This window comes from Roseateles flavus, assembly GCF_039872765.1.
Classification (GTDB): Bacteria; Pseudomonadota; Gammaproteobacteria; order Burkholderiales; family Burkholderiaceae_C; genus Roseateles_B; species Roseateles_B flavus.
On record NZ_JBDPZC010000001.1, the window covers coordinates 271,332 to 295,121 of the forward strand.

The following is a 23,790-nucleotide window of genomic DNA, read 5'->3' on the forward strand; positions in this document are numbered from 1 at the left end:
CCGGAGGGGGCGCTGGCCTCCAGCGCGGTGCATTCCTGCCCCGGCAGGCTTCGGGCCGCCAGCCTCAGCCATGGGCGACTGAGCGTCGTTCAGGTGCATCTTGATGACAAAAGGCACTTGCCGGACCTTGTCAAGGGCAAGCCCTGATGCATTGTTGGGCGTCTGTTAAGTGCTTGTAAGGGGAAACCACATATAATCTTTGGGTTTTGCCGATCGACCCCCAAGGATTCGTGAGCTCCGAACCGCATGCCGCCGCCTCGGCCGATGACGCCCAAGCGACCCATGCAGCGGCTCTGCCAGCGGCTGCAGCCTCCCTGCAGCCTGCTCACCAGGTTCCCGGCACGCCCACCGGCGTGCGCCCTGATCCATGGAATGAGGACGGCGAGGAAGATTTCAAGGCCCGTGAGCCCCTGACGCCTGAAGAGGCGGCAGCCTGGCGGGCCCGGCACCGAGCGACGTCGCCCTGGCGTGTGGTCTTGTTCCAGGGGGTGGCGGCGGTGCTGATGGTGGCGCTGTGGACCCTCTTCGGTTCGACGCGCCACGGGCTGTCGGCGCTGTTCGGCGCCTTGGCCGTGGTCGGTCCCAATGCCTTGATGGCATGGGGGACGACCCGGCGCCCGGCCGGCATGGCGGGAGCTGCATTGCTCTCCCTGATGGTCTGGGAGCTGATCAAGATTCTCTTGGTCGCCGTCATCCTGTTGGCGGTGATCAAAGGGGTGCCCGACCTGCGTTGGCCAGCACTGCTGCTGACCATGGTCGTGTGCCTCAAGGTTTACTGGCTGGTCCTGCTTCGGTGGGGCCGAAACAAAAATTAGACGGAACCCTGAACATGGCAGCAGAAGGACACGCGCCGACCGCAGGTGAGTACATCACTCACCACTTGCAGCACTGGCAGAAGAACTTTGCTCTGGTGGACCAGAAGCAGCATGGCATCGTCGATTTCAGCGTCTTCAACCTGGACTCGCTGATCTATTCCGTCGTGCTGGGCTTCCTGGCTGTCTTCTTCCTGTGGCGTGCCGCCCGCAAGGCCACCTCCGGCGTGCCGGGCCGCTTCCAGGCTGCCGTCGAGATCCTGGTCGAGATGGTCGACAACCAGGCCAAGGGCGTGATCCACAACGAGAAGAGCCGTAAGGTCGTGGGCCCCGTCGCCCTGACCGTGTTCGTGTGGATCTTCTTCATGAACGCCATGGACATGCTGCCCGTGGACTGGCTGCCCAAGCTGTGGGGCAACTACGTCGCCGCCACCGGCCATGACCCGCACCACGCCTACATGCGCGTCGTGCCCACGGCCGACCTGTCGACCACGCTGAGCATGTCCACCTTCGTGCTGCTGCTCTGCCTGTTCTACAACATCAAGATCAAGGGCCTGGGCGGCTGGGGCCACGAGCTGATCTCGGCACCTTTCGGCGCGCACCCCGTGCTGTGGCCGTTCAACTTCGCCATGCAGATGATCGAATTCCTTGCCAAGACCGTGTCCCACGGCATGCGACTGTTCGGCAACATGTTCGCAGGCGAGCTCGTGTTCATGCTGATCGCCCTGATGGGTGGCGGCTGGGCGCTGACGGGCACGGGCATCGGTCTGGCCATCGGCCACATCGTTGCCGGCACCGTCTGGACCCTGTTCCACATCCTCGTGATCGTGCTGCAGGCCTTCATCTTCATGATGCTGACGCTGATCTACATCGGCCAGGCCCATGACGCGCACTGATTGAAGACCTTCAGTCGGGCACCTCTTTCTTTCTCGTTTCCTTTCTTTCTTTTCTAACCTCTTCAGGAGCACAAAATGGAAAACATCCTCGGCCTCGTGGCACTGGCTTGCGGCATCATCGTTGGTCTGGGCGCTATCGGCGCTTCCATCGGCATCGCGCTGATGGGTGGCAAGTTCCTGGAGTCCTCCGCTCGCCAGCCCGAGCTGATGAACGAACTGCAAACCAAGATGTTCATTCTGGCCGGCCTGATCGACGCTGCCTTCCTGATCGGCGTCGCTATCGCTCTGCTGTTCGCCTTCGCCAACCCCTTCACCGCTGGCCTGGCTCACTAAGCGCCACGTCCCCTTTCACGACTGAAAGGATCGTGCCGTGAATATCAACGCAAGCCTTTTCATTCAGTGGATCCCGTTCGCAGTGCTCGTGTTCGTCACGATGCGCTTCATCTGGCCGCCGATCACCAAGGCCTTGGACGAGCGTGCAGGCAAGATCCGCGAGGGTCTGGCTGCCGCCGACAAGGCCAAGGCTGAGCTGGCCACCGCCAACAAGGCGGCAGATGAGCAACGGGCCATTGCGCGCAACGAGACCACCAAGCTGCTGGCTGACGCTGAAAAGCGCGCCGCTGCCATCGTGGACGAGGCCAAGAAGCGTGCTGAAGAAGAAGGCGCCAAGATCGTGGCCGCTGCCAAGGCTGATGCCGAGCAGCAAGCCACCCGTGCCCGCGAGGCCCTGCGCGAGCAGGTCGCCGTGCTGGCCGTGAAGGGCGCCGAGCAAATTCTGCAGCGCGAGGTCAATGCCAGCGTGCACGCCGAGTTGCTGGGCCGTCTGAAGACGGAGCTGTAATCATGGCTGAGCTCGCCACCATTGCACGCCCCTACGCTGAGGCGCTCTATCAGGTCGCGAAGAAGCACGATGTGAAGGCCTGGGGTCAGCAGCTTGATGCGCTGGCCCTGGTCGCACAGGATGCTGACCTGCGCTCGTTTGCCGACAACCCCAAGGTCACCGCTGAGCAGGTGTTCGTCATCATGACGGCCGCCACCAAGCAGACCCTGGCACCGGAGCTGCAGAACTTCCTGCGCGCGGTGATCGACAACGGCCGCCTCTCGGCGCTGTCGGCGGTCGTGGACCAGTTCCACGTGCTCGCCAACGCAGCCGCCGGCGTCGCCGATGCGCAGATCTTCAGTGCCTATCCGATCGAGCCGGCCCAGTTGGCGGACGTGGTCGCGACGCTGGAAAAGCGCTTCGGTCGCAAGCTCGAAGCCCATGTTCAGCTGGAGCCCGCTCTCATCGGCGGTATCCGGGTGGTGGTTGGCGATGAGGTGCTCGACACCTCCGTCAAGGCCCGCCTGGACCGCATGAAAGTGGCGCTCACCGCTTAAGCACCAGCGCGAAGACACCTTATCCGATTCATCCCTGTGTCACCCGCGCTCTGGCAACAGACGCCCGACCAGATGGGAGCAAGCAATGCAACTGAATCCTGCTGAAATTTCCGAACTGATCAAGAGCCGCATCGAGGGCCTGGGCAGCACGACGGACGTCCGTAACCAGGGCACCGTGGTGTCCGTGTCCGACGGCATCGTGCGCATCCACGGCCTGTCCGACGTGATGCAAGGCGAAATGCTGGAGTTCCCGGCTGACGCCAGCGGCCAACCCTCCTTCGGCCTGGCCCTGAACCTCGAGCGCGACTCCGTCGGCGCCGTGATCCTGGGTGGCTACGAGCACATCTCCGAAGGCGACACCGTGAAGTGCACGGGCCGCATCCTGGAAGTGCCCGTGGGCCCCGAGCTGATCGGCCGCGTGGTGAACGCCCTGGGCCAGCCCATCGACGGCAAGGGCCCGATCAACGCCAAGATGACGGACGTGATCGAGAAGGTCGCTCCCGGCGTGATCGCCCGCAAGTCCGTGGACCAGCCGGTGCAGACCGGCCTGAAGTCCATCGACTCGATGGTGCCCGTCGGCCGTGGCCAGCGCGAGCTGATCATCGGCGACCGCCAGACCGGCAAGACCGCCGTGGCCATCGACGCGATCATCAACCAGAAGGGTCAGAACATGACCTGCGTCTACGTCGCGATCGGCCAGAAGGCTTCGTCGATCAAGAACGTGGTGCGCGCTCTGGAACAGGCTGGCGCGATGGAGTACACCATCGTCGTGGCTGCCTCGGCGTCCGAATCCGCTGCCATGCAGTACGTGTCGGCCTACTCCGGCTGCACGATGGGTGAATACTTCCGTGACCGTGGCCAGGACGCCCTGATCGTTTATGACGATCTGTCCAAGCAGGCCGTGGCCTACCGCCAAGTGTCGCTGCTGCTGCGCCGCCCGCCCGGCCGCGAAGCCTTCCCCGGCGACGTGTTCTATCTCCACAGCCGTCTGCTGGAACGCGCCGCTCGCGTGAACGCCGACTACGTGGAAGCGTTCACCAAGGGTGAAGTGAAGGGCAAGACCGGTTCGCTGACCGCGCTGCCCATCATTGAAACCCAGGCCGGTGACGTGTCCGCCTTCGTTCCGACCAACGTGATCTCGATCACCGACGGTCAGATCTTCCTGGAAACCAACCTGTTCAACGCAGGTATCCGCCCCGCGATCAACGCCGGTATCTCGGTGTCGCGCGTGGGTGGTGCTGCCCAGACCAAGCTGATCAAGTCGCTGTCCGGCGGTATCCGTACCGACCTGGCCCAGTACCGTGAACTGGCGGCCTTCGCGCAGTTCGCCTCCGACCTGGACGAAGCGACCCGCAAGCAGCTGGACCGCGGCGCCCGCGTGACCGAACTGCTGAAGCAGGCCCAGTACTCGCCGCTGAGCATCAGCCTGATGGCTGCCACGCTGTACGCGGTGAACAAGGGCTTCATGGACAGCCTGGAAGTGAAGAAGGTCCTGGCCTTCGAACACGGTCTGCACCAGTTCCTGAAGACCAGCCACGCCGCTCTGCTGGCCAAGCTGGAAGCCGACAAGGCCATGGACAAGGACGCAGAAGCCGAGCTGAACGCCGCCATCACGACGTTCAAGAAGTCCTTCGCCTAAGCAACCATGACCGGGTGCAAACCTCGGTGAGCACCCGGCCCTAACAGGAGAAATCATGGCAGCAGGCAAGGAAATTCGCGGCAAGATCAAGTCGGTCGAGAACACCAAGAAGATCACCAAGGCCATGGAAATGGTCGCGGCATCCAAGATGCGCAAGGCGCAGGACCGGATGCGTGCGGCCCGTCCCTACAGCGACAAGATCGGCAACATCGCTGCCAATCTGTCCAAGGCCAACCCCGAGTACCAGCACGCCTTCATGGTCAAGAATGACCAGGCGAAGTCGGCCGGTTTCGTGGTGGTCACGACGGACAAGGGTCTGTGCGGCGGCTTGAACACCAATCTGTTGCGCGCGGTCACCACCAAGCTCAAGGACCTGGAGTCCGCCGGTCAGAAGGCTGAGGTCGTTGCCATCGGCAACAAGGGCCTGGGCTTCATGAACCGCATCGGCGCCAAGGTCGTGGCCCACGCCACGCAGCTGGGCGACCAGCCGCACATCGAGAAGCTGATTGGCCCCGTCAAGGTGCTGCTGGACAAGTACGCCGCTGGCGAGCTGTCCGCCGTCTATCTGTGCTTCACCCGCTTCATCAACACGATGAAGCAGGAGCCCGTGGTGCAGCAGCTGCTGCCCTTGTCGGCTGACGACATGCAGACGGACAAGGCCTCGCACAGCTGGGACTACCTCTACGAGCCCGACGCCGCGACCGTCATCGACGAGCTGCTGGTGCGCTACACCGAGGCCCTGGTCTACCAGGCCGTCGCCGAGAACATGGCGTCCGAGCAATCGGCGCGCATGGTGGCCATGAAGGCCGCCACTGACAACGCAGGCACCCTGATCGGTGAGCTGAAGCTGGTCTACAACAAGACTCGCCAGGCCGCGATCACGAAGGAGCTGAGCGAGATCGTCAGCGGCGCCGCCGCCGTGGGCTGATCGCAGCAGACGCAGCAGCAAAAGTTTTGGAATTGAAGGAACGAAAAAATGGCTAACACTCAATCAGTGGGCAAGATCGTTCAGTGCATCGGCGCCGTGGTGGACGTGGAATTCCCGCGTGACCAGATGCCCAAGGTGTACGACGCCTTGAAGATGGAAGGTTCCGCCCTGACGCTGGAAGTTCAGCAGCAGCTGGGCGACGGCGTGGTGCGTACCATCGCCCTGGGTTCGTCCGACGGCCTGCGCCGCGGCACCGAAGTCTTCAACACCGGCGACACCATCAAGGTGCCGGTGGGCAAGGCCACCCTGGGTCGCATCATGGACGTGCTGGGCAACCCCATCGACGAGCGTGGCGAGGTGTCCTCGGAGCTGACCGCTTCGATCCACCGTGCCGCTCCCTCGTACGACGAGCTGAGCCCCTCGCAGGACCTGCTGGAAACCGGCATCAAGGTGATCGACCTGATCTGCCCGTTCGCCAAGGGCGGCAAGGTGGGTCTGTTCGGTGGCGCCGGCGTGGGCAAGACCGTGAACATGATGGAACTCATCAACAACATCGCCAAGGCTCACTCGGGTCTGTCGGTGTTCGCTGGTGTGGGCGAGCGTACCCGTGAGGGCAACGACTTCTATCACGAGATGGCCGATTCCGGCGTCGTGAACCTGGAGAACCTGGGCGAGTCCAAGGTGTCCATGGTCTACGGCCAGATGAACGAGCCCCCGGGCAACCGTCTGCGCGTGGCCCTGACCGGCCTGACCATCGCCGAGTCCTTCCGTGACGAAGGCCGTGACGTGCTGTTCTTCGTGGACAACATCTACCGCTACACCCTGGCCGGTACCGAAGTGTCCGCACTGCTGGGCCGCATGCCTTCCGCCGTGGGCTACCAGCCGACGCTGGCCGAGGAAATGGGCCGTCTGCAAGAGCGCATCACCTCGACCAAGGTCGGTTCGATCACCTCCATCCAGGCCGTTTACGTGCCTGCCGATGACTTGACCGACCCGTCCCCCGCCACGACCTTCGCCCACTTGGACGCCACCGTCGTGCTGTCGCGTGACATCGCCGCCCTGGGTATCTACCCCGCCGTGGATCCGCTGGACTCCACCTCGCGTCAGGTGGACCCGAACGTGGTCGGCGAAGAGCACTACACGACCACCCGCGCCGTCCAGCAAGTGCTGCAGCGCTACAAGGAACTGCGCGACATCATCGCGATTCTGGGCATGGACGAGCTGTCCCCCGAAGACAAGCTGGCCGTGGCCCGCGCTCGCAAGATCCAGCGTTTCCTGTCGCAGCCCTTCCACGTGGCCGAAGTGTTCACCGGCTCGCCCGGCAAGTACGTGCCCCTGAAGGAAACCATCCGCGGCTTCAAGATGATTGTGGCTGGCGAGTGCGACCACCTGCCGGAGCAGGCGTTCTACATGGTCGGGACCATCGACGAAGCCTTCGAAAAAGCGAAGAAGCTGCAGTAAGCGGCGCATTCGGGCCTCAGGCGTCGTTGCCGTGCTCGCCGGACAGGAAGTCCGGCTGTGCGCGGCGCCTAGCCTGAGACCCGACTGCTTGCTTCCTGCACCTTCTTCCTCGCTTGGGGCGAGGGTTGGGAAGCAGACGACTTACTTCAACTTCAACGCTAGAAAGATTGAACATGGCAACCATTCATGTTGACGTGGTGTCCGCCGAGGAGAGCATCTTCTCGGGCGAGGCCAAGTTCGTCGCGTTGCCGGGTGAAGGTGGTGAGCTGGGCATCCTGCCGCAGCACACGCCGCTGATCACCCGCATCAAGCCCGGCGCGGTGCGCATCCAGCGTGCTGACAACGGCCAGGAAGAGTTCGTGTTCGTGGCCGGTGGCATTCTGGAAGTGCAGCCGAACCGCGTGACCGTGCTGGCTGACACCGCCATCCGCGGCAAGGACCTGGACGAAGCCAAGGCCACCGAGGCCAAGAAGCTGGCCGAGGAAGCGATGAAGAACGCCAAGAGCGACATCGACTTCGCCAAGGCGCAAGGCGAGTTCGCCGCCATGGCTGCCCAGATCGCAGCCCTGCGCAAGTTCCGCAAGAAGTGAGGGCCGCCGCCCTCAGCCTGCCCCCGGGCCGCTGAGCGGTGGTCTTCCCACGGCGCCCGCCGACGCAAGTCCGGCGGGCGTTGTCTTTTCCCTTTCCGGATTTCAGCCGATTTCAGCCGAGGTCCTCGAATTCAGGCAGCATCCGCCGCCACCCCACAGGTTCCCGCCATGCCCACGCCCATCGCCCTGACCCGCCACCACGGCCTCGAAGCCCTGGAACTCGTCGCGCCCGATGGCGCCCGTGCGGTCCTGCTGCTGCACGGTGCGCACCTGACTTCCTGGATCCCCGCGGGCGGGGAGGAGCAGCTGTACCTCTCGCCCCGCAGCACCTTCGCAACTGGCCAGGCCATCCGCGGCGGCGTGCCCCTGATCTTTCCGCAGTTCAGTGCGCGCGGCCCGCTGATGCGCCATGGCTTCGCCCGCACCAAGCCCTGGCAGCTGCTGCAGGCCGAGCAGGGCGCCGACGACGCCCTGGCTGTGCTGCAGCTCACCGACGATGCCGCCACCCGCATGGTCTGGCCGCATGCCTTCTCGGCCGAGCTGTCGGTACGGGTCAGCGGGCAGAGCCTGGACATCGAGCTGGCCGTGGAGAACACCGGCGACTCGGCCTTCGACTTCACCGCCGCCCTGCACACCTATCTGCGCACCGGCGCGCTGGACGCCACCAGCCTGCGCGGCCTGGCCGGCCTGCACTACTGGGATCAGGTGAAGAACGCCGAGCAGCTGCAGCGCAGCGACCTGGTCCTGCCCGGCAGCCCTGGCTGCGAGGATCTGGACCGCATCTACTACCAGCTGAAGAACCCGCTGCAGCTGATCGATGAATCCGGCCCGCAGCGCCGGGCCCTGGACCTCCTGCAGCAGGGCTTCGAGGACACCGTGATCTGGAATCCGGGCGCCGCCAAGTGCGCGCAGCTGGCCGACATGCCGGCCGAGGGCTACCAGCACTTCCTGTGCGTGGAGGCCGCGGCCATCGAACGCCCGGTGCTCCTGCAGCCGGGCGAGGTGTGGAGCGGCATGCAGAGCCTGCGTCTGGCCTGATGCTGAAGGCGCCCGGGGCGCGATGCGCCTCTTCTTGATCCAGCCCCGGCATGACCTGGCTCAAGACGCCGATAATCGCGGCCCATGAGCGCTCCCCTGCAAAACGACACCTTCCTGCGCGCCTGCCTGCGCCAGCCGACCGACTACACGCCCGTCTGGCTGATGCGCCAAGCCGGCCGCTACCTGCCCGAGTACCGCGACACCCGCGCCCAGGCCGGCAGCTTCATGGGCCTGGCCACCAACACCGACTACGCCACCGAGGTCACGCTGCAGCCGCTGGAGCGCTATCCGCTGGACGCCGCCATCCTCTTCAGCGACATCCTCACCGTGCCCGACGCCATGGGCCTGGGCCTGTCCTTCCAGCAGGGCGAGGGACCCAAGTTCGCCAAGGTCGTGCGTGACGAGGCCGCCGTGGCCGAGCTGGCCGTGCCGGACATGGACAAGCTGCGCTACGTCTTCGACGCCGTCAGCTCCATCCGCAAGGCGCTCAATGGCCGCGTGCCGCTGATCGGCTTCTCGGGCAGCCCCTGGACCCTGGCCTGCTACATGGTCGAGGGCGGCGGCTCGGACGACTACCGCCAGGTCAAGGCCCTCATGTACAGCCGCCCGGACCTGATGCACCGCATCCTGCAGGTCAACGCGGACGCCGTGGCTCAGTACCTCAACACCCAGATCGAGGCCGGCGCACAGGCCGTGATGGTCTTCGATTCCTGGGGCGGGGTGCTGGCCGACGGCATGTTCCAGGAGTTCAGCCTGGCCTATTCGCGCCGGGTGCTGGCCCAGGTCAAGACCGAGCATGAAGGCCAGCGCATCCCGCGCATCCTCTTCACCAAGGGCGGCGCCCTGTGGCTGGACGAGATCGCCGAGGCGGGCGCCGATGTCGTCGGCCTGGACTGGACGGCCAACCTGGCCAAGGCCCGCGCCCAGGTGCAGGACCGCGTCGCCCTGCAGGGCAATCTGGACCCGAACGTGCTGTTCGCGCCGCCCGAGGCCATTCGCGCCCAGGTCCGCCGTGTGCTGGACAGCTTCGGCCGTCCGCAGCGTGCCGACGGCGGCTGGGGCGGCCATGTCTTCAACCTGGGCCATGGCATCAGCCAGTTCACGCCGCCGGAGCACGTGCTGCACCTGGTGGACGAGGTGCACCAGCACTCGCGCCGTCTGCGCCAGGCCTGATCCCGGCTGCTGCGCCAGAATGGCGGCCAGCCGCCCTCTGGCCAGCGCAGCAGACCTTGCGGAGGGCCAGCCGGATGGGCCGGGAGCGGGCTGCGTCGCAGTCCAATGAATCGCAGGCCATGAGCGGGCCATGAGCGGGGCAATCGCCGCGCAAGGCCCGTGAATCAACGGCCCAATGGCTGTGAAGTCTGCACAGTAAGTAGACACTTATCCCCAAAAAGGGGGCGGGCGTTCCAGCTTGTGGCAATTGCTGCGGCGCATCTCGGGGTTTCCACGATTGCCGGCTAAGTGCTTGATTTTATTGATGTTGATCAGTTCGCATCGCGAATCGGCAGTCCGCAGGGGCGAACGGACCAGGGCAGGGCGGGACCAGCAGCCCGGCGGTGAGCGCAACTTTTGCACAAAGTTATCCACAGCTTGGGAGCGCTCCGCGCCAAGAGCCTGGATGAATCAAGCAGTTAGCGGGGATTTCGAGGGCAGACATGCAGAAAACGCGGCAAGTGCGGCAGGCTTTCCAGGGCTCCGGCCCGGCCTTCGCCTGTCGGGCCGCGAGGGCTCCGGAGGCGATCGATGAGCGCCGCTGACCAGGCCGAAGCACCCTCGGCGGGCCCGCTGCACCGCCTGCAGGTGGCCGTTGATGCGCCCCAGCACAGCGGCCTCAGCGATCCCCTGAGCTACCGCGCCGCACAGGCCTGGCCACCGGGCACCCTGCTGCAGGTGCCCCTGGGCAAGCGGGAGCTGCTGGGCCTGGTCTGGGACGCGCCAGGGCAAGACCTGGCCCCCGGGGGGCAGGTCTTGCCTGATGAGGAGCTGCGCGAGGTGGGCGAAGTGCTGGACGCCTTGCCGCCGCTGTCGGCGTCCTGGCGCCGGCTGCTCGAGTTCGCCGCGCAGTACTACCAGCGCGCCATCGGCGAGCTGGCCTTGTCCGTGCTGCCACCGCAGCTGCGCGAGGTCAGCGCGAAGCAGCTGCAGGCCAAGCTCAAGAAGCTGGCCAAGCTGCCCCCGCCGCCGGTGCCCGAAGCGCCGCCCGTGATGCCCCAGCTCAGCGAGGCGCAGCAGGCGGCCCTGGCCCAGCTGGACGGCATGCTCCAGGCCTCTCCCGAGGCGGCAGCACCGACGCCGGTACTGCTCTATGGCGTGACCGGCAGCGGCAAGACCGAGGTCTATCTGCGTGCCGCCGAGCAGGCCCTGGCGCAGGGGCGGCAGGTGCTGGTGCTGGTGCCCGAGATCAACCTCACGCCGCAGCTGGAGGCCCGCTTCGCGGAGCGCTTCGCCGGGCGGCGCATCGTCTCCCTGCACAGCGGCCTCACGCCGGCGCAGCGCCTGCAGAACTGGCTGGCCGCCCACCTGGGCCAGGCCGAGCTGATCCTGGGCACGCGCCTGGCCGTCTTTGCCTCGTTGCCGCGCCTCGGGCTGATCGCCGTGGACGAGGAGCACGACCCCAGCTACAAGCAGCAGGACGGTGCGCGCTATTCGGCCCGTGACCTGGCGGTCTACCGGGCGCGGCTGGAGAAGGTGCCGGTGATCCTGGGCTCGGCCACGCCCTCGCTGGAGAGCTGGCACCACGCCAACACCGGCCGCTACCAGCGCCTGGTGATGCCCCAGCGCATCGGCGGCGGCGCCATGCCGCGGGTGCGCCTCTTCGACATGAACACCCTGGCGCGCACAAAGGGCGTGACCACGGCCCTCACCGCGCCCCTGCTGGAGGCGCTGCGCCAGCGCCTGGCTCGTGGTGAGCAGAGCCTGATCTTCCTGAACCGGCGCGGCTATGCCCCGGTGCTGCATTGCGGCGAGTGCAACTGGAAGAGCGACTGCCCGCACTGCAGCGCCTGGCGCGTCTTCCACAAGGGCGACCGCAGCCTGCGCTGCCACCACTGCGGCTTTGCCGAGCGCGTGCCGATGGCCTGCCCGACCTGCGGCAACCTGGACATCGCCCCCCTGGGTCGTGGCACCGAGCGCCTGGAGGAGCAGCTGGCGCAGGCCCTGCCCGGTGCCCGCGTGGCCCGCATCGACGCCGATTCCACCCGGCACAAGGGCCAGCTCGAGGAGCAGCTCGGCGCCGTGCATGCGGGCGAGGTGGACATCCTCGTGGGCACGCAGATGATTACCAAGGGCCACGACTTCCGCCGCATCACGCTGGTGGCCGCGGTGAACCCGGACGGCGCGCTCTTCTCCAGCGACTTTCGCGCGCCCGAGCGCCTCTTCGCGTTGCTGATGCAGGCCGCCGGCCGCGCGGGGCGCGATGCCGAGGTGGCTGCGCGCAGCGAGATGTGGGTGCAGACCTGGCACCCGCAGCACGCGCTCTACCAGGCCCTGCAGCGGCACGACTACGAGTTCTTTGCCGCCAGCCAGCTCGCGGAGCGCGAGTCTGCCGCGCTGCCACCCTTCTCGCACCTGGCCCTGATGCGGGCCGAGGCGCGCACCGCCGAGGGCGCGCAGGCCTTTCTTGAGGCGGCCGCGGCGCTGGCCCAGGCGCTGCCGGATGCGCAGCAGGCGCTGATCTACCCGCCGGTGCCCATGAGCGTGGCCCGCGTGGCCAATGTGGAGCGCTTCCAGATGCTGATCGAATGCGGCCAGCGCTCGGCCCTGCAGCGCCTGCTGTGGCACTGGCTGCCCCTGCTGCAGGCACTCAAGCGCGAGCACCGCGGCCTGCTGCGCTGGGCCATCGACGTCGACCCGCTGGCCATCTGAGCCCTGCGCGCGGCGGCCTCAGCGCGGTGCCGAGGCCTTGCCCTCGCGCGGTTCCCGGCTCTCGCGCGGGTCGCCCAGCCAGGTCTTGAGCCAGCGGCTCATCTCCCACTGCACATGGCCGGCGGACTCGCGGGCGCTGTAGCCGTGGGATTCCAGGGGCAGCATCGTGAGACGCACCGTGCCGCCCAGGCCGGACAGCGCGTGGTACAGGCGCTCGCTCTGCAGCGGCGGCGTGCCCGCGTTGCCGTCCTGCTCGCCGTGCAGCAGCAGCAGGGGCTCCCTGATCTGTGGTGCGTAGAGCAGGGGCGAGAGGTTGAGATAGACCTCCTTCGCATCCCAGAGTGAGCGGCGCTCGCTCTGGAAGCCGAAGGGCGTCAGCGTGCGGTTGTAGGCGCCGCTGCGGGCGATGCCGGCCTTGAAGAGGTCGGTGTGCGCCAGCAGGTTGACGGCCATGAAGGCGCCATAGCTGTGGCCGCCCACGGCCATGCGTTTCGGGTCGGACACGCCCAGGTCCTCGGCCTTGTCGATGATGGCGCGGGCGTTCATGGTGATCTGCTCGATGAAGCCGTCGTTCACCGTCTTCAGGTCGCCCACGACGGGCATGTGGGCGTCGTAGAGCACCACGAAGCCGTCCAGCAGCAGGGCCAGGGGGCTGATGCCGTTGAAGCTCAGGAAGCGGTTGGGGGCGCCGCTGACTTGGCTGGCGATGGAGGCGTCGCTGTATTCCATCGGATAGGCCCAGACCAGGGTGGGGCGGCGCTCGCCCTCCTTGTAGTCGGGCGGCAGGTACATCCAGAAGGACATGTCCACGCCGTCCGAGCGCTTGAAGCTGATGAACTCGCGGCGGATCCTGCGCAGCTGCGGCGTGTTGTCCTTCAGCCGTGTGAGGGCCTGCAGGCTGTTGCCCGAGGCCAGCTCGCGCAGCGCGAGGTTGGGCGGCTCGCTGGCACTCTCGCGGCTGAGCAGCAACTGCTTGCCGCCTTCCAGCACGGCCAGGGGCGTCTCGTAGCTGCCCTCGGGCGACTGGAACAGGCGCTGGGCGCTGAGGTCCCGCAGCGAGAAGCGGTCCAGGAAGGGGCGATCACCCTTGGGGCTGGCGCCGGGGCCCGTCATCAGCAGGTCGCCGCCCAGGGTCTGCACCACGAGGTGGCCGTTGGGCAGCAGGCGCGTCAGCGGCGTGCCGGGGTGGCGGAAGCGCTCGCGCTGGCTGAACTCGAACAGGGGCTTGCTCTGCGTGCCCTTGAGCGGCAGCAGGTAGCTGCGCTGCCAGGCGCGCTGGCGGTCGACCTCGGTGAGCAGGGCGTTCTGGCCGTCGTCCAGGAACTGCAGGCGCGAGAAGCGGTGCGGCATGCGCTGCACTTCCTGGGGCTCACCGGTGAAGGGCGGGTCCAGGCGCATCACGCGGTCGCGGAAGGCCACGCGCTGGGCCGGGTTGCCGCCGTCCAGAGCCTCGATCCAATAGACGGCCGCATCCTTCATGGGTGAGGCATAGAACACGCGCGGCCCGGGCAGCACGCCGTCGATGGCCACGCCGCTCTTCAGGGGCATGCGTGCCAGCTCGCGGATCAGTTTGCCGTCGCGCTGGCGCACTTCCACGGTGGTCGGGAAATCGTCCCAGGGCAGGCGGTAGCTGAAGGGGCGGCTGATGCGCTCGGTCAGCAGGTACTGGCCCTCGCCCACGCTGCTCACGCTGCTGTAGAGCTGGGGCGGGCCGAGGTCCCGGCTGGCGCCGCTGGCGAGGTCCACCCAGGTCAGCACCGAGCGGGCGTGGTACTCGAACAGGGCTTCGTCCTGCGGGCCGTGCAGCAGATCTGGATGGGTGCGCTCGGGCGAGGCCAGGCCCCGGCTTTCCTCGCTGATGGGCTGGGGCGCCAGGCGGGGCGGCGGGCCGCGGTGGTCGGGCACGCTCAGCACGACCAGCTCGCGCGGGTTGAGCCACGCCTTTTCGCCCTGGGCCAGCACCTCGTTGAGCCGCAGGCCCTGGATGGGGCGCACGGCGCCGCTGGCGGTGTCGCCCACCCACAGCTCGTTGGCCCGCTCCATGCGGCGTTCGATGAGGAAGCGCTGGCCGTCGGGGGCCCAGGCGAAGTCATGCCACAGGCCGCCGGCGGGCAGCTCGACCACGCGTTCCGGCGCGTCCGGCTGCAACAGGGCCCTCAGCCGCAGGCGCCGGATGGCGGCTAGGCCTGGCGCCACGCCGCTGCCGGCGTCGAAGCGGGTGCCGGCCAGGTGCAGGGTGGGGCGCTGCAGGTCCTCGACGGTCGAGAAGCGGCGCGTCTCGATCAGCGCCAGCTGCTGGCGGTCCGGCGAGGGGAGCAGGCGCGGCAGGGGCGCGGTGTCCAGCAGCTCGCGCACGGCGGGCGAGGGTTGCTGGTAGCCGGCTGCACCGGCGGCCGTGGGCAACAGGGCGCTGGCAAGCAGCAGGCCGGGCAGGACGGTGAGGGCGTGGCGGAGAAGGCGCATGGCGGCGGGGGCAGGATGCCGCGCACGATAGCGCACGCGGCTGACGGGGGCATCGAGGCCCTGGCTCATGGCTGCGGCACCAGCCAGGTCGCCAGCCCGCTGAAGCTGAAGAAGGCGATCACGGTGGAGGCCATGATGATGCGGGCGATGCGACCGTTGTCCGCCCCGTAGCGCTCGGCCAGCAGGGAGACATTGCTGGCGCTGGGCAGGGCCGCAGCCAGCACCAGCACATGCAGCTGGAAGGGGCTGAGGTCCAGGCCCATCTTGACGGCGGTGGCGCCGAGCAGCAGCACCAGGGTCGGGTGCCCGAAGAGCTTGATGAGGGCCACCGGCAGGTAGCGCTCCGGGGGCGTGCGCGTGTGGGCATGCTGGCCGGCGCGCCACAGCACCGCGCCGATGGTGAACAGGGCCACCGGCGAGGCGGCATCGCCCAGCATCTTGACCACCGTCATGAGCATGGGCGGCAGGGTGTAGCCGCTGACCGAGCTCAGCGCGCCCAGGGCGATGGCCCAGGGCAGGGGGTTGGACAGCGCGCCCTTGAGCGCCTGCCAGAGGGCCACGCGCCAGTGGCTGCCGCCGGCATCGTGGGCCCGCGCCAGGGCGATGCACAGGGAGCTGGTCACGATGAGGTCGGCCAGGATGGTGCAGATCACCGGCGCCGCCGCGGCCTGCCCCATCAGCGCCACCAGCAGGGGCACGCCCATGAAGCCGGTGTTGGGGAAGGCGGCGACCAGGGCGCCGAAGGAGGCGTCCTTGAGGTGGGTGACGTCGTCCAGCGTCAGGAACAGGGTCACGCCCACGATCAGCAGGGCCGAGGCCAGGTAGACCGCCAGCACCGCCGGGCTCAGCAGCTCCAGCAGCGGCGTGCTCGCGCCGAAGCGGAACAGCATGCAGGGCAGCGCGAAGAAGAGCACGAAGGTGTTGAGCCCCGGGATGGCGCTTTCCGCCAGCAGTCCCCGGCGTGCGGCCAGGTAGCCGCAGAGCACCAGGGCGAAGAAAGGCACGGTGACGGCGATGACGGCTTGCATGAGGCGCGAGTATCGCAATACGGGCTTGTATCCAGCTGAAAAGGGGGGGACCGTCTTTGTGCGCTGGCGCTTACATTTACGCCTGCAATCTGTATGAACGCTCCGCTGCCCGAAGGACCGGCCACCGCGCCGCCCGACCTCGATTCCCCCCTGCATGTGCTGCCGGTCGGCGAGCGCCTGGGTGTCTGGCGCATCGTCGAGGACATCCAGGTCTGCGCCTCCGGGCACTGGTACCGGGGCGAGCACTCGCTGGCCGCCGAGCAGCAGGTGGCGGTGCTGGTCTACGAGCAGGCCGCCGATGCCGCCCTGGTGCTGCTGCGCTTCGCCGAGGAGCAGCCCGGCCTGCAGAGCCTGCGGCACGTCGACATCTCCCTGCCCCAGGACAGTGGCCTCACCGCCGACGGCCTGCCCTACGTGGTGCTGCGCTGGATGGAGGGCCAGCCCCTGCTGCCCGCCGCAGCGGAGTTGCCCCTGCGCAAGCGCCTGGAGCTGGTCTGCGACCTCTGCGACCTGCTGGAGGTGCTGCACGAGCATGGCCAGGTCCTGCGCGAGCTGGACCCGGGCACGCTGTGGCTTTCGCCCGAGCAGCGCCTGCGCCTGATGGGTCAGGGCCTGGCGCCCATGATGGCCGCCGAGGGCCCGGGTGACTTCGGCTACAGCTCGGCCGCCATTCCTCTGCTCGCTCCCGAACAGCTGGACGGCCAGCCGCCCCACCTGGCCAGCGAGGCCTATGCGGTGGGCATGCTCATGTGCCTGCTGGTCAACGGCCGCCTGCCGGGCAGCGACAGCCTCATCGTCGGCCACCTGGGCGCGCCGGTGCATTCGCTGGCGGCCTGGGTGAGCCTGAGCCTCGGCGAGCGCCAGGCCTTGGACGCCATGCTCAGCAAGTCCACCGCGGCCAGCATGATGGAGCGCTACACCACGGCCAAGGCCCTGGCGGATGACATCCGCGCCTGGCTGGCCGGCGAGGTGCCCTCGCCGCTGCCGCCCACGCCCACGCTGTCCATGCCGCGCATCAAGCCCAGCCGCAAGCAGGCACCGCCGCGGCGGCCGGCCTGGCGCCAGTGGCTGCTGCCGGGCATCGTCGTCGGCGCCCTGGGCGTGCTGGGCCTGGCCCTGTGGGCGATGAGCCACCTGCGCGGCTGAGGGCGGCAGGCCCCGAGCCCATGCCATGGCCGGGCGAGCGCATCCCGAGGCTCAGGGGCTGTAGGCCCGCGCCGGCAGGCGCCACAGCGCATTGCTGGCGCCGTCCATCTCCGGCAGGCCCACGCCCCATTTCTGGTTGAGCCGCGGCCATTCGCCCGTGCGCCTGAGCTGCTGCAGGGCCAGCTCCAGTGTTTCGCACAGGGCGGGTCCGGGCGGCTGGCGCGAGCAGGCGAAATGCCCGCGCAGCTGGCCGATGGCGGGCCCCTCCACAGGACCCAGCTGCTGCAGCAGGCCCAGATGGGCCAGGACCGGCTGGGTGTTGCGCTCATTGGTGGCCAGCAGGGCCACGCGGCCGGTGCGCAGCATGCGCAGGCCGGTCTCCACGTCGCGCACCGTGGTCAGCCGCAGCAGGGGGCGGGCCTGCTCGAAGGCCTCGCCATAGGCCCAGCCGGCCACCTGCGCGATCTCCAGGCCGGCCAGGGCGCGGTAGTCCCCCTGCCAGTGTGGGCGCGGCGCGGGGCCGCCGTAGAAGACCAGGCGGTCCTCGTAGAAGGCCGAGGGCGCGAAGACGAAGCGCTGCTCGCGCTCGGGCGTGCGGTAGGGGCCGATGAGGATCTGGGCCTGGCCATGCTCGACCATGGCCTGGGCGCGCGGCCAGGGGTAGTGCTCGAAGCGCAGCTGCCAGCCCCGCTGCTGGGCGACGGCCTGCAGCAGCTCCACCGCCAGGCCCTCCGGCGGATTGCCCGGCACGGGCATGAACAGCCGGGGAAAGCTGGTGCCCACGGCCAGGACCTGCTGCGCCATGGCGCCAGACGCCATCACCACGACGCACAGGCCTGCCACCCACCCCCGCCAGCGACCCATCATGAGGCACCTTCCCTGTCCAGGTGGGCAGATGATAGGGAGGGGCAGGGCGGCTGTCAGCCCTGGCACCGGGTGGCAGCAGGGCTGTCAGGGGCGGCTTGTATGATTCGCGGCCCGGTGCCGAGGGCGCCGGATCAGCCCCTGCCGCCATGTCCGCCGATCCCACTGCCACCCTGAATCCCGCCCAGCTCGAAGCCGTGCACCATCTGCACGGGCCCTGCCTGGTCGTGGCCGGTGCGGGTTCGGGCAAGACCCGCGTGATCACCACCAAGATTGCCCGTCTGCTGCAGGCCGGCTACCAGGCGAAGAACATCGCCGCCATCACCTTCACCAACAAGGCCGCGCAGGAAATGCGCGAGCGGGCCAAGGGCCTGGTGGGCGCGCGGGCGGCCAAGGACCTGGCTATCTCCACCTTCCACTCCCTGGGCGTGCGCCTGCTGCGCGAGGAAGGCACGCGGGTTGGCCTGAAGGAGCAGTTCTCCATCCTGGACAGCGACGACGTGCTGGGCGTGCTGCGCGATGCCGGCGGCACCACCGACGCCAACATGGCCAAGCAGTGGCAGTGGACCATCTCGCTGTGGAAGAACATGGGCCTGAACGCCGAGATGGCGCTCAAGGCCGCCAAGGACGAGCAAGAGCGCGTGGCCGCCGTCGTGATGGGCCGCTACCAGGAGCGCCTGGCCGCCTACCAGGCGGTGGACTTCGACGACCTCATCAGCCTGCCCCTGAAGCTGCTGACCGAGGACGCCGAGGCCCGCGGCAAGTGGCAGGACACCCTGCGCTATGTGCTGGTGGACGAATACCAGGACACCAACTCCGTGCAGTACGAGCTGCTCAAGGCCATCGTGGGCGAGCGCGGCATGTTCACCGCCGTGGGCGACGACGACCAGAGCATCTACGGCTGGCGCGGCGCCACCATCGAGAACCTCAAGCGCCTGCCGGTCGACTACCCCAATCTCAAGATCATCCCGCTGGAGCAGAACTACCGCTCCACCGGCGCCATCCTGCGCGCGGCCAACAACGTCATCGAGACCAATCCCAAGCTCTTCCAGAAGAAGCTGTGGAGCGAGTACGGCGACGGCGAGCCCATCGCCCTGGTCGAGGCCGACGGCGAGGAGCACGAGGCCGAGCGCGCCGTGGCCCGCATCCAGGCCATCCGGGCCAGCCTCGGGGCCAAGGTCAAGTTCGCGGACTTCGCCATCCTCTACCGCGCCAACCACCAGGCGCGCATCTTCGAGCAGGCCCTGCGCCGGGCCGAGATCCCCTACAAGGTCAGCGGCGGCCAGAGCTTCTTCGACAAGAGCGAGATCAAGGACCTCTGCGCCTGGCTGCGACTCTTGGTCAACCAGGACGACGACCCCGCCTTCCTGCGCGCCGTCACCACGCCCAAGCGCGGCATCGGCCACACCACCCTGGGCGCGCTGAGCCAGTTCGCGGGCCGCTGGAAGATCAGCATGTACGAGGCGCTGTTCTCGGACTCGCTGTCCACCGTGCTCAACAAGAAGGCCATCGGTTCCCTGCACGAGTTCGGCCGTTACCTCAATGACCTCGAGTACCGCGCACGCCATACCGAGGGCGCCGAGGACGCCAAGACGCTGATGCTGGAGTGGCTCAAGGACATCGGCTACGAGCAGCACCTCTACGACAACGACGAGAACGAGAAGGCCGCCGCCGCGCGCTGGAGCAACGTCCTCGATTTCGTCGACTGGGTGGCCAAGCGCTGCGGCGGCCAGCTGGCCCAGGACGGCGGCGCCACCTTCGAGGAGCCCAAGCAGACGGTGCTGCAGGTCGCTCAGACCATCAGCGTGATCCTGTCGCTCTCCGAGCGCGGCGAGGAGCAGGACCAGGTCGTGCTGACCACCCTGCACGCCTCCAAGGGCCTGGAGTGGCCGCATGTCTTCCTGGCCGGCGTCAACGAGGGCCTGCTGCCCTTCAAGGCCGACGACGAGGAGATGACCGCCCAGCGCCTGGAGGAGGAACGCCGCCTCATGTACGTGGGCATCACCCGCGCCCGCACCACGCTGGCCGTGAGCACCCTGCGCCGCCGCAAGAAGGCCCGCGAGATGGTGATGGGCATCCCCAGCCGCTTCATCGCCGAGATGCGACTGCACGAGTCCGGTATCAAGGAAGACCCGCGCGAGAAGCTCAAGCGCATGCGCGAGGAGCTGGCGGCCAAGGCCGCGGCCGCGGCCGCGGCGGCGAAGCAGAACGAGCGCTGAAGGGGCTGCTGCCCGTCACGCTAGGGGCGCCGCGCCCTGCCGGTGCTGCCGGCGCCTTCGCTTTGCGCAGACAATGCTGCCACCCCCAAGCGCGGCTGAAGTTCGGCCTGCTGGCATCGCATGATCCCCCCGCCCTGCGGCAGGAGCGCGCCCCGCATGAGATTCGAGACCTTTGTTGCCGGCCAATGGATGCCGCGCTACCAGTACAAGAGCTTCGAACCCACGCCCATCAACGGTGAATGGCAGTGGGAGGACCCGCACATCGCGGTGCTCCTGGAGCAGGCGAACCGGGCGCTGGGGGAGCTCAACGCCTTTTCGCTGATCGTTCCCGACGTCGATCTTTTCATCCAGATGCATGTGGTCAAGGAGGCGCAGACCTCCAGCCGCATCGAGGGCACGCAGACCGAGATGGACGAGGCCCTGCTGCCCGAGGAGCAGGTGCTGCCCGAGAAGCGCGATGACTGGCGTGAGGTGCACAACTACATCGACGCAGTGAACACGGCCGTCGCCGCACTGGCCGAGCTGCCTCTGTCCAATCGCCTGCTCAAGCAGACGCATGCCACGCTGATGCAGGGCGTGCGCGGGGAGCACAAGCAGCCGGGCGAGTTCCGCAGCAGCCAGAACTGGATCGGCGGCTCCAGCCTCCAGGACGCCGCCTTCATCCCTCCGCATCATGAAGGCGTGGCCGAGCTGATGAGCGATTTGGAGAAGTTCCTTCACAACGAGGCGGTGGCCGTGCCGCACCTGGTGCGGATCGCGCTGGCGCACTACCAGTTCGAGACCATCCACCCGTTCCTGGACGGCAACGGGCGGATCGGGCGGCTGATGATTCCGCTGTACCTCGTGAGCTGCGGCATCCTGGCCAAGCCCTCGCTGTACCTCTCAGACTTCTTCGAGCGCAACCGGGCCAGCTACTACGACGCCCTGATGCGGGTGCGGACCAGCCATGACCTCATCCACTGGGTGCGTTTCTTCCTGAGCGGCGTGGCCGAGACCGCACGCAAGGGACGGGATGTGTTCCGGGCGGTCCTGCAGTTGCGCACTGAAGTCGAGCAGCAGGTGATGAGCCTGGGCAAGCGAAGTGCGACCGCCCGCGAGGCGCTGCACCTGCTCTACCGCAAGCCTGTGGTCACGGCCGGGCGGTTGGTGGCCGAGCTGGGCATCAGCACCCCAACTGCCAACGTCTTGATCCGCGAATTCGAGCGCCTGGGCCTCCTGCGCGAGAACACGGGGCGCCAGAAGGGGCGCGTCTATGTCTTTGATCGCTACCTCAGCTTGTTCATAAGTTAAAGAAGATCCGTTTTCTTTACCTTAGATGGCACTTAAAGTAAACATGGTGTGGATCGTTGGCCGGCCCGCACTGCTTCCAAGCACAGCAACTTCCTGCCTCATGTCGTTTCGACTTTGTCTTGCCATCCTGCCTCTGGCCGCTGCCGCTGCCGCCATGGGCACGGCCCACGCCCAGACCGAATCCAAGCCCTCCGCCCTCGTCGCCCAGCGCATCGGTCGGCCTCAGCTGGCGTTGGCGCCCGACCCCGCGCCCTTCCTGAGCGAGCTGCCGGATCGCGCCAGCTTCGACCGCATGGCCCGCGTCTACGACCCGGGCACGCCTGAGGCGCAGCCGCATGTGCTGTTCGTGATCGACCGGCAGGCGGCGCAGGGCAAGGTCTATTTCGTCAACACGCGGCGCCATGCCCTGCATGAGGACTTCCTCAAGGCGCGCCATCTGGTGACCAGCTGGGAGCCGGGGGTGCGCACGCGGCTCTACCAGCAGCCGCAGCGGCGCTTCATCCTGGGCATGGTCAGCTGGCAGCCGCAGCTCAAGGGCTTTGTCTTCGAATTCTGGGAGGGCGACCGCCAGACGCCCGAGCTGCTGCGCACGGCGCAGGCGGTGCTGGCTCGCGACATGAGCTTCGCGCCCCTGCGCTTCAAGGCCAATGCCGCCCAGCACGAGCAGGTGGCGCAGGAGGCCGGCATCGAGGCGGTGACGCAGGCCCAGCTCATCGCCGGCCGCAGCGCGCTGGCCTACAACCCGGGGCGTGCCTTCGGCCGCCTGCGCCTGGTGGAGGATATCGAGCAGGTCGACGACCTCGCGCCGGAGGACATCGTCGTGCTGCGCGAGGCCCCGCTGGCGCTGCCGCCGGTGGCCGGCGTGATCCTGGCCTCGCCCTCGACGGCACTCTCGCACGTCAACCTGCTGGCCAAGGGCTGGGGCATTCCCAACCTCTACCTCAAGGACGCCTGGCAGCAGCTGCAGGGCCTGGACGGGCAGACGGTGTGGCTCGACGTGCGGCGTGGCAGCCAGCGGATCGAGGCGCGCGCCGAGGCGCCCGCCGGCTGGCGCCCGGTGTCACGGCAGGCCAAGGCGCGTCTGCTGAGCGCGCCGGACCTGCGCCGCCAGCAGCCTCTGCCCCTGGCGCAGATGCGCCTGAAGGACATGAGCGCCTGTGGCGGCAAGGCCGCGCGCCTGGGCGAGCTGCAATGGCTGCAGTCGCAGGGCCGGCTGCCGGCCACGGCGCCGGTGCCGGACGGCTTCTGCATCCCCTACGGTGCTTTCGCGGCCTTCATGGCCCAGCCCGAGGTGAAGGCGCGGGTGGCCCAGGCGCTGTCGGAAGGTGGCTTCGAGGGCAGCCCCGGTCAGCGCCGCGCTGTGCTCTCTCGCCTGCGCGAGGACCTGCTCGCCATGCCCCTGCCCGCCGGCCTGGAGGCGCAGTGGGAGCAGCAATGGGAGCGGCAGCTGGCCCGCGCGGGCGTCTTCGTCCGCAGCTCGTCGAATTCGGAAGACCTGGCCAACTTCAGCGGTGCCGGGCTCTACAGCACCGTGCCCAATGTGCGCACCGAACTGGCCCGCGCGGTCAAGACCGTCTGGGCCTCGGCATGGAATGCCGAGGCCTTCGAGGCCCGGCGCCAGGCCGGCCTGCGTCATGAACAGGTGCAGATGGCCGTCCTCGTGCAGAAGGCCGTGGACTCGCGCATGTCCGGCGTGATGATCACCCGGGACCCCTTCGACGCCACGCGCAGCGGCGTGGTCTATGTCTCGGCCAAGCGGGGCATCGGCATCAAGGTGGTGGAGGGCAAGCGCATTGCCGAGCAGGCGCTCTTCGAGGAGCGCAGCGGCGCCATCGAGCGCCTCTCCAGCTCGGCGGAAAGCACCGAGCTGCGCCTGGACGAGTCCGGCGGCCTGAAGGAAGTGGCCGTGGCCTCGGCTGCGGTGCTGCAGGACGCGCAGGTGCTGGCCCTCTCGCGCCTGGCCCTGGCCATCCGCCGCGAGCTGGGCGGCGTGGAACAGGACATCGAATGGGCCATCGACGGCGAAGGCCGCCTGGTGATGCTGCAGGCACGGCCCTTCGTGCAGCGCAGCGCCTACTGAGCGCCTGACGGGGTCAAGCGCCTGGCGGGGTCAGGTCTTGCCTTGCGGCGCTTGCGCACCCGCGCCGCCATGAAAAAGGGCTGCCCGAAGGCAGC

19 protein-coding genes are annotated in these 23,790 nt (G+C 67.9%); 16 read left to right on the top strand and 3 right to left on the bottom strand.

Going from position 1 to position 23,790, the window contains the following annotated elements:
• Positions 1 to 230: 230 nt before the first annotated feature.
• The 12 genes from ABDJ40_RS01235 (at position 231) to ABDJ40_RS01290 (ending at position 12,605) form a co-directional block, all read left to right on the top strand.
• Entirely contained in the window at positions 231 to 815 is a 585-nt protein-coding gene (locus ABDJ40_RS01235; protein ID WP_347605033.1) for an ATP synthase subunit I, read from the top strand.
• 14 nt (positions 816 to 829) lie between these two features.
• Complete coding sequence (gene atpB / locus ABDJ40_RS01240; protein ID WP_269632258.1) at positions 830 to 1,708, top strand: F0F1 ATP synthase subunit A; 879 nt, start codon at positions 830 to 832, stop codon at positions 1,706 to 1,708.
• Between the two features lie 75 nt (positions 1,709 to 1,783).
• The gene (atpE, locus tag ABDJ40_RS01245; RefSeq protein ID WP_269632257.1) at positions 1,784 to 2,041 is read left to right on the top strand and encodes a F0F1 ATP synthase subunit C; all 258 of its coding nucleotides are present in this window, start codon (positions 1,784 to 1,786) and stop codon (positions 2,039 to 2,041) included.
• 37 nt (positions 2,042 to 2,078) lie between these two features.
• The gene (locus ABDJ40_RS01250; protein WP_183105861.1) at positions 2,079 to 2,549 is read left to right on the top strand and encodes a F0F1 ATP synthase subunit B; all 471 of its coding nucleotides are present in this window, start codon (positions 2,079 to 2,081) and stop codon (positions 2,547 to 2,549) included.
• A 2-nt stretch (positions 2,550 to 2,551) separates the two neighbouring features.
• Positions 2,552 to 3,085, top strand: coding sequence for a F0F1 ATP synthase subunit delta (locus ABDJ40_RS01255; RefSeq protein WP_347605038.1), 534 nt, complete (start codon positions 2,552 to 2,554; stop codon positions 3,083 to 3,085).
• Between the two features lie 85 nt (positions 3,086 to 3,170).
• Complete coding sequence (gene atpA, locus ABDJ40_RS01260) at positions 3,171 to 4,724, top strand: F0F1 ATP synthase subunit alpha (protein ID WP_183105859.1); 1,554 nt, start codon at positions 3,171 to 3,173, stop codon at positions 4,722 to 4,724.
• A 55-nt stretch (positions 4,725 to 4,779) separates the two neighbouring features.
• The gene (gene atpG, locus ABDJ40_RS01265) at positions 4,780 to 5,652 is read left to right on the top strand and encodes a F0F1 ATP synthase subunit gamma (protein ID WP_347605043.1); all 873 of its coding nucleotides are present in this window, start codon (positions 4,780 to 4,782) and stop codon (positions 5,650 to 5,652) included.
• Between the two features lie 48 nt (positions 5,653 to 5,700).
• Positions 5,701 to 7,113, top strand: coding sequence for a F0F1 ATP synthase subunit beta (gene atpD / locus ABDJ40_RS01270; protein WP_183105857.1), 1,413 nt, complete (start codon positions 5,701 to 5,703; stop codon positions 7,111 to 7,113).
• Positions 7,114 to 7,286: 173 nt separating this feature from the next.
• Positions 7,287 to 7,703 carry a F0F1 ATP synthase subunit epsilon gene (locus ABDJ40_RS01275; RefSeq protein ID WP_347605046.1) on the top strand — a complete coding sequence of 139 codons (417 nt, stop codon included), beginning with the start codon at positions 7,287 to 7,289 and terminating at the stop codon, positions 7,701 to 7,703.
• Positions 7,704 to 7,871: 168 nt separating this feature from the next.
• Positions 7,872 to 8,741, top strand: coding sequence for a D-hexose-6-phosphate mutarotase (locus ABDJ40_RS01280; protein ID WP_347605049.1), 870 nt, complete (start codon positions 7,872 to 7,874; stop codon positions 8,739 to 8,741).
• 84 nt (positions 8,742 to 8,825) lie between these two features.
• Positions 8,826 to 9,914, top strand: a complete 1,089-nt coding sequence (gene hemE / locus ABDJ40_RS01285; protein WP_347605052.1) for a uroporphyrinogen decarboxylase — start codon at positions 8,826 to 8,828, stop codon at positions 9,912 to 9,914.
• A gap of 570 nt (positions 9,915 to 10,484) precedes the next feature.
• On the top strand, positions 10,485 to 12,605 hold the full coding sequence (locus tag ABDJ40_RS01290) for a primosomal protein N' (RefSeq protein WP_347605055.1): 2,121 nt from the start codon (positions 10,485 to 10,487) through the stop codon (positions 12,603 to 12,605).
• 18 nt (positions 12,606 to 12,623) lie between these two features.
• Here ABDJ40_RS01290 and ABDJ40_RS01295 read toward each other — a convergent pair whose 3' ends face one another.
• Positions 12,624 to 15,137 carry an alpha/beta hydrolase family protein gene (locus tag ABDJ40_RS01295; RefSeq protein WP_347605058.1) on the bottom strand — a complete coding sequence of 838 codons (2,514 nt, stop codon included), beginning with the start codon at positions 15,135 to 15,137 and terminating at the stop codon, positions 12,624 to 12,626.
• A complete protein-coding gene (locus tag ABDJ40_RS01300) occupies positions 15,134 to 16,096 on the bottom strand; it encodes an AEC family transporter (protein WP_347605061.1) in 963 nt (320 codons plus the stop codon). Before ABDJ40_RS01300 ends, ABDJ40_RS01295 begins: the two co-directional genes overlap by 4 nt.
• 93 nt (positions 16,097 to 16,189) lie before the next feature.
• On the opposite strand from ABDJ40_RS01300, the gene ABDJ40_RS01305 reads away from it, so the two are divergent.
• Complete coding sequence (locus tag ABDJ40_RS01305; RefSeq protein ID WP_347605064.1) at positions 16,190 to 17,242, top strand: serine/threonine-protein kinase; 1,053 nt, start codon at positions 16,190 to 16,192, stop codon at positions 17,240 to 17,242.
• Positions 17,243 to 17,293: 51 nt separating this feature from the next.
• Here the strand turns inward: ABDJ40_RS01305 and ABDJ40_RS01310 are convergent, their stop codons facing one another.
• Positions 17,294 to 18,109 (bottom strand): substrate-binding periplasmic protein, encoded by an 816-nt coding sequence (locus tag ABDJ40_RS01310; RefSeq protein ID WP_347605067.1) that lies wholly within the window; start codon positions 18,107 to 18,109, stop codon positions 17,294 to 17,296.
• A gap of 146 nt (positions 18,110 to 18,255) precedes the next feature.
• Here ABDJ40_RS01310 and ABDJ40_RS01315 point away from each other — a divergent pair, with 146 nt between their 5' ends.
• The 3 genes from ABDJ40_RS01315 to ABDJ40_RS01325 all read left to right on the top strand — a co-directional run bounded on the left by ABDJ40_RS01315 (position 18,256) and on the right by ABDJ40_RS01325 (position 23,695).
• Entirely contained in the window at positions 18,256 to 20,325 is a 2,070-nt protein-coding gene (locus ABDJ40_RS01315) for a UvrD-helicase domain-containing protein (RefSeq protein WP_269632247.1), read from the top strand.
• Positions 20,326 to 20,481: 156 nt separating this feature from the next.
• Positions 20,482 to 21,615 (top strand): Fic family protein, encoded by a 1,134-nt coding sequence (locus ABDJ40_RS01320; protein ID WP_347605071.1) that lies wholly within the window; start codon positions 20,482 to 20,484, stop codon positions 21,613 to 21,615.
• Between the two features lie 100 nt (positions 21,616 to 21,715).
• Positions 21,716 to 23,695: a PEP/pyruvate-binding domain-containing protein gene (locus tag ABDJ40_RS01325; RefSeq protein ID WP_347605074.1), complete on the top strand. Its 1,980-nt coding sequence runs from the start codon at positions 21,716 to 21,718 to the stop codon at positions 23,693 to 23,695.
• The last annotated feature ends 95 nt before the right edge of the window (positions 23,696 to 23,790 follow it).

Coding starts and splice junctions, on each gene's coding strand:
- atpB (WP_269632258.1), top strand. CDS start 830: ATGGCAGCAGAAGGACACGCGCCGACCGCAGGTGAGTACATCACTCAC.
- atpE (WP_269632257.1), top strand. CDS start 1,784: ATGGAAAACATCCTCGGCCTCGTGGCACTGGCTTGCGGCATCATCGTT.
- ABDJ40_RS01255 (WP_347605038.1), top strand. CDS start 2,552: ATGGCTGAGCTCGCCACCATTGCACGCCCCTACGCTGAGGCGCTCTAT.
- atpA (WP_183105859.1), top strand. CDS start 3,171: ATGCAACTGAATCCTGCTGAAATTTCCGAACTGATCAAGAGCCGCATC.
- atpG (WP_347605043.1), top strand. CDS start 4,780: ATGGCAGCAGGCAAGGAAATTCGCGGCAAGATCAAGTCGGTCGAGAAC.
- atpD (WP_183105857.1), top strand. CDS start 5,701: ATGGCTAACACTCAATCAGTGGGCAAGATCGTTCAGTGCATCGGCGCC.
- ABDJ40_RS01275 (WP_347605046.1), top strand. CDS start 7,287: ATGGCAACCATTCATGTTGACGTGGTGTCCGCCGAGGAGAGCATCTTC.
- ABDJ40_RS01280 (WP_347605049.1), top strand. CDS start 7,872: ATGCCCACGCCCATCGCCCTGACCCGCCACCACGGCCTCGAAGCCCTG.
- hemE (WP_347605052.1), top strand. CDS start 8,826: ATGAGCGCTCCCCTGCAAAACGACACCTTCCTGCGCGCCTGCCTGCGC.
- ABDJ40_RS01290 (WP_347605055.1), top strand. CDS start 10,485: ATGAGCGCCGCTGACCAGGCCGAAGCACCCTCGGCGGGCCCGCTGCAC.
- ABDJ40_RS01295 (WP_347605058.1), bottom strand. CDS start 15,137: ATGAGCCAGGGCCTCGATGCCCCCGTCAGCCGCGTGCGCTATCGTGCG.
- ABDJ40_RS01300 (WP_347605061.1), bottom strand. CDS start 16,096: ATGCAAGCCGTCATCGCCGTCACCGTGCCTTTCTTCGCCCTGGTGCTC.
- ABDJ40_RS01305 (WP_347605064.1), top strand. CDS start 16,190: ATGAACGCTCCGCTGCCCGAAGGACCGGCCACCGCGCCGCCCGACCTC.
- ABDJ40_RS01310 (WP_347605067.1), bottom strand. CDS start 18,109: ATGATGGGTCGCTGGCGGGGGTGGGTGGCAGGCCTGTGCGTCGTGGTG.
- ABDJ40_RS01315 (WP_269632247.1), top strand. CDS start 18,256: ATGTCCGCCGATCCCACTGCCACCCTGAATCCCGCCCAGCTCGAAGCC.
- ABDJ40_RS01320 (WP_347605071.1), top strand. CDS start 20,482: ATGAGATTCGAGACCTTTGTTGCCGGCCAATGGATGCCGCGCTACCAG.
- ABDJ40_RS01325 (WP_347605074.1), top strand. CDS start 21,716: ATGTCGTTTCGACTTTGTCTTGCCATCCTGCCTCTGGCCGCTGCCGCT.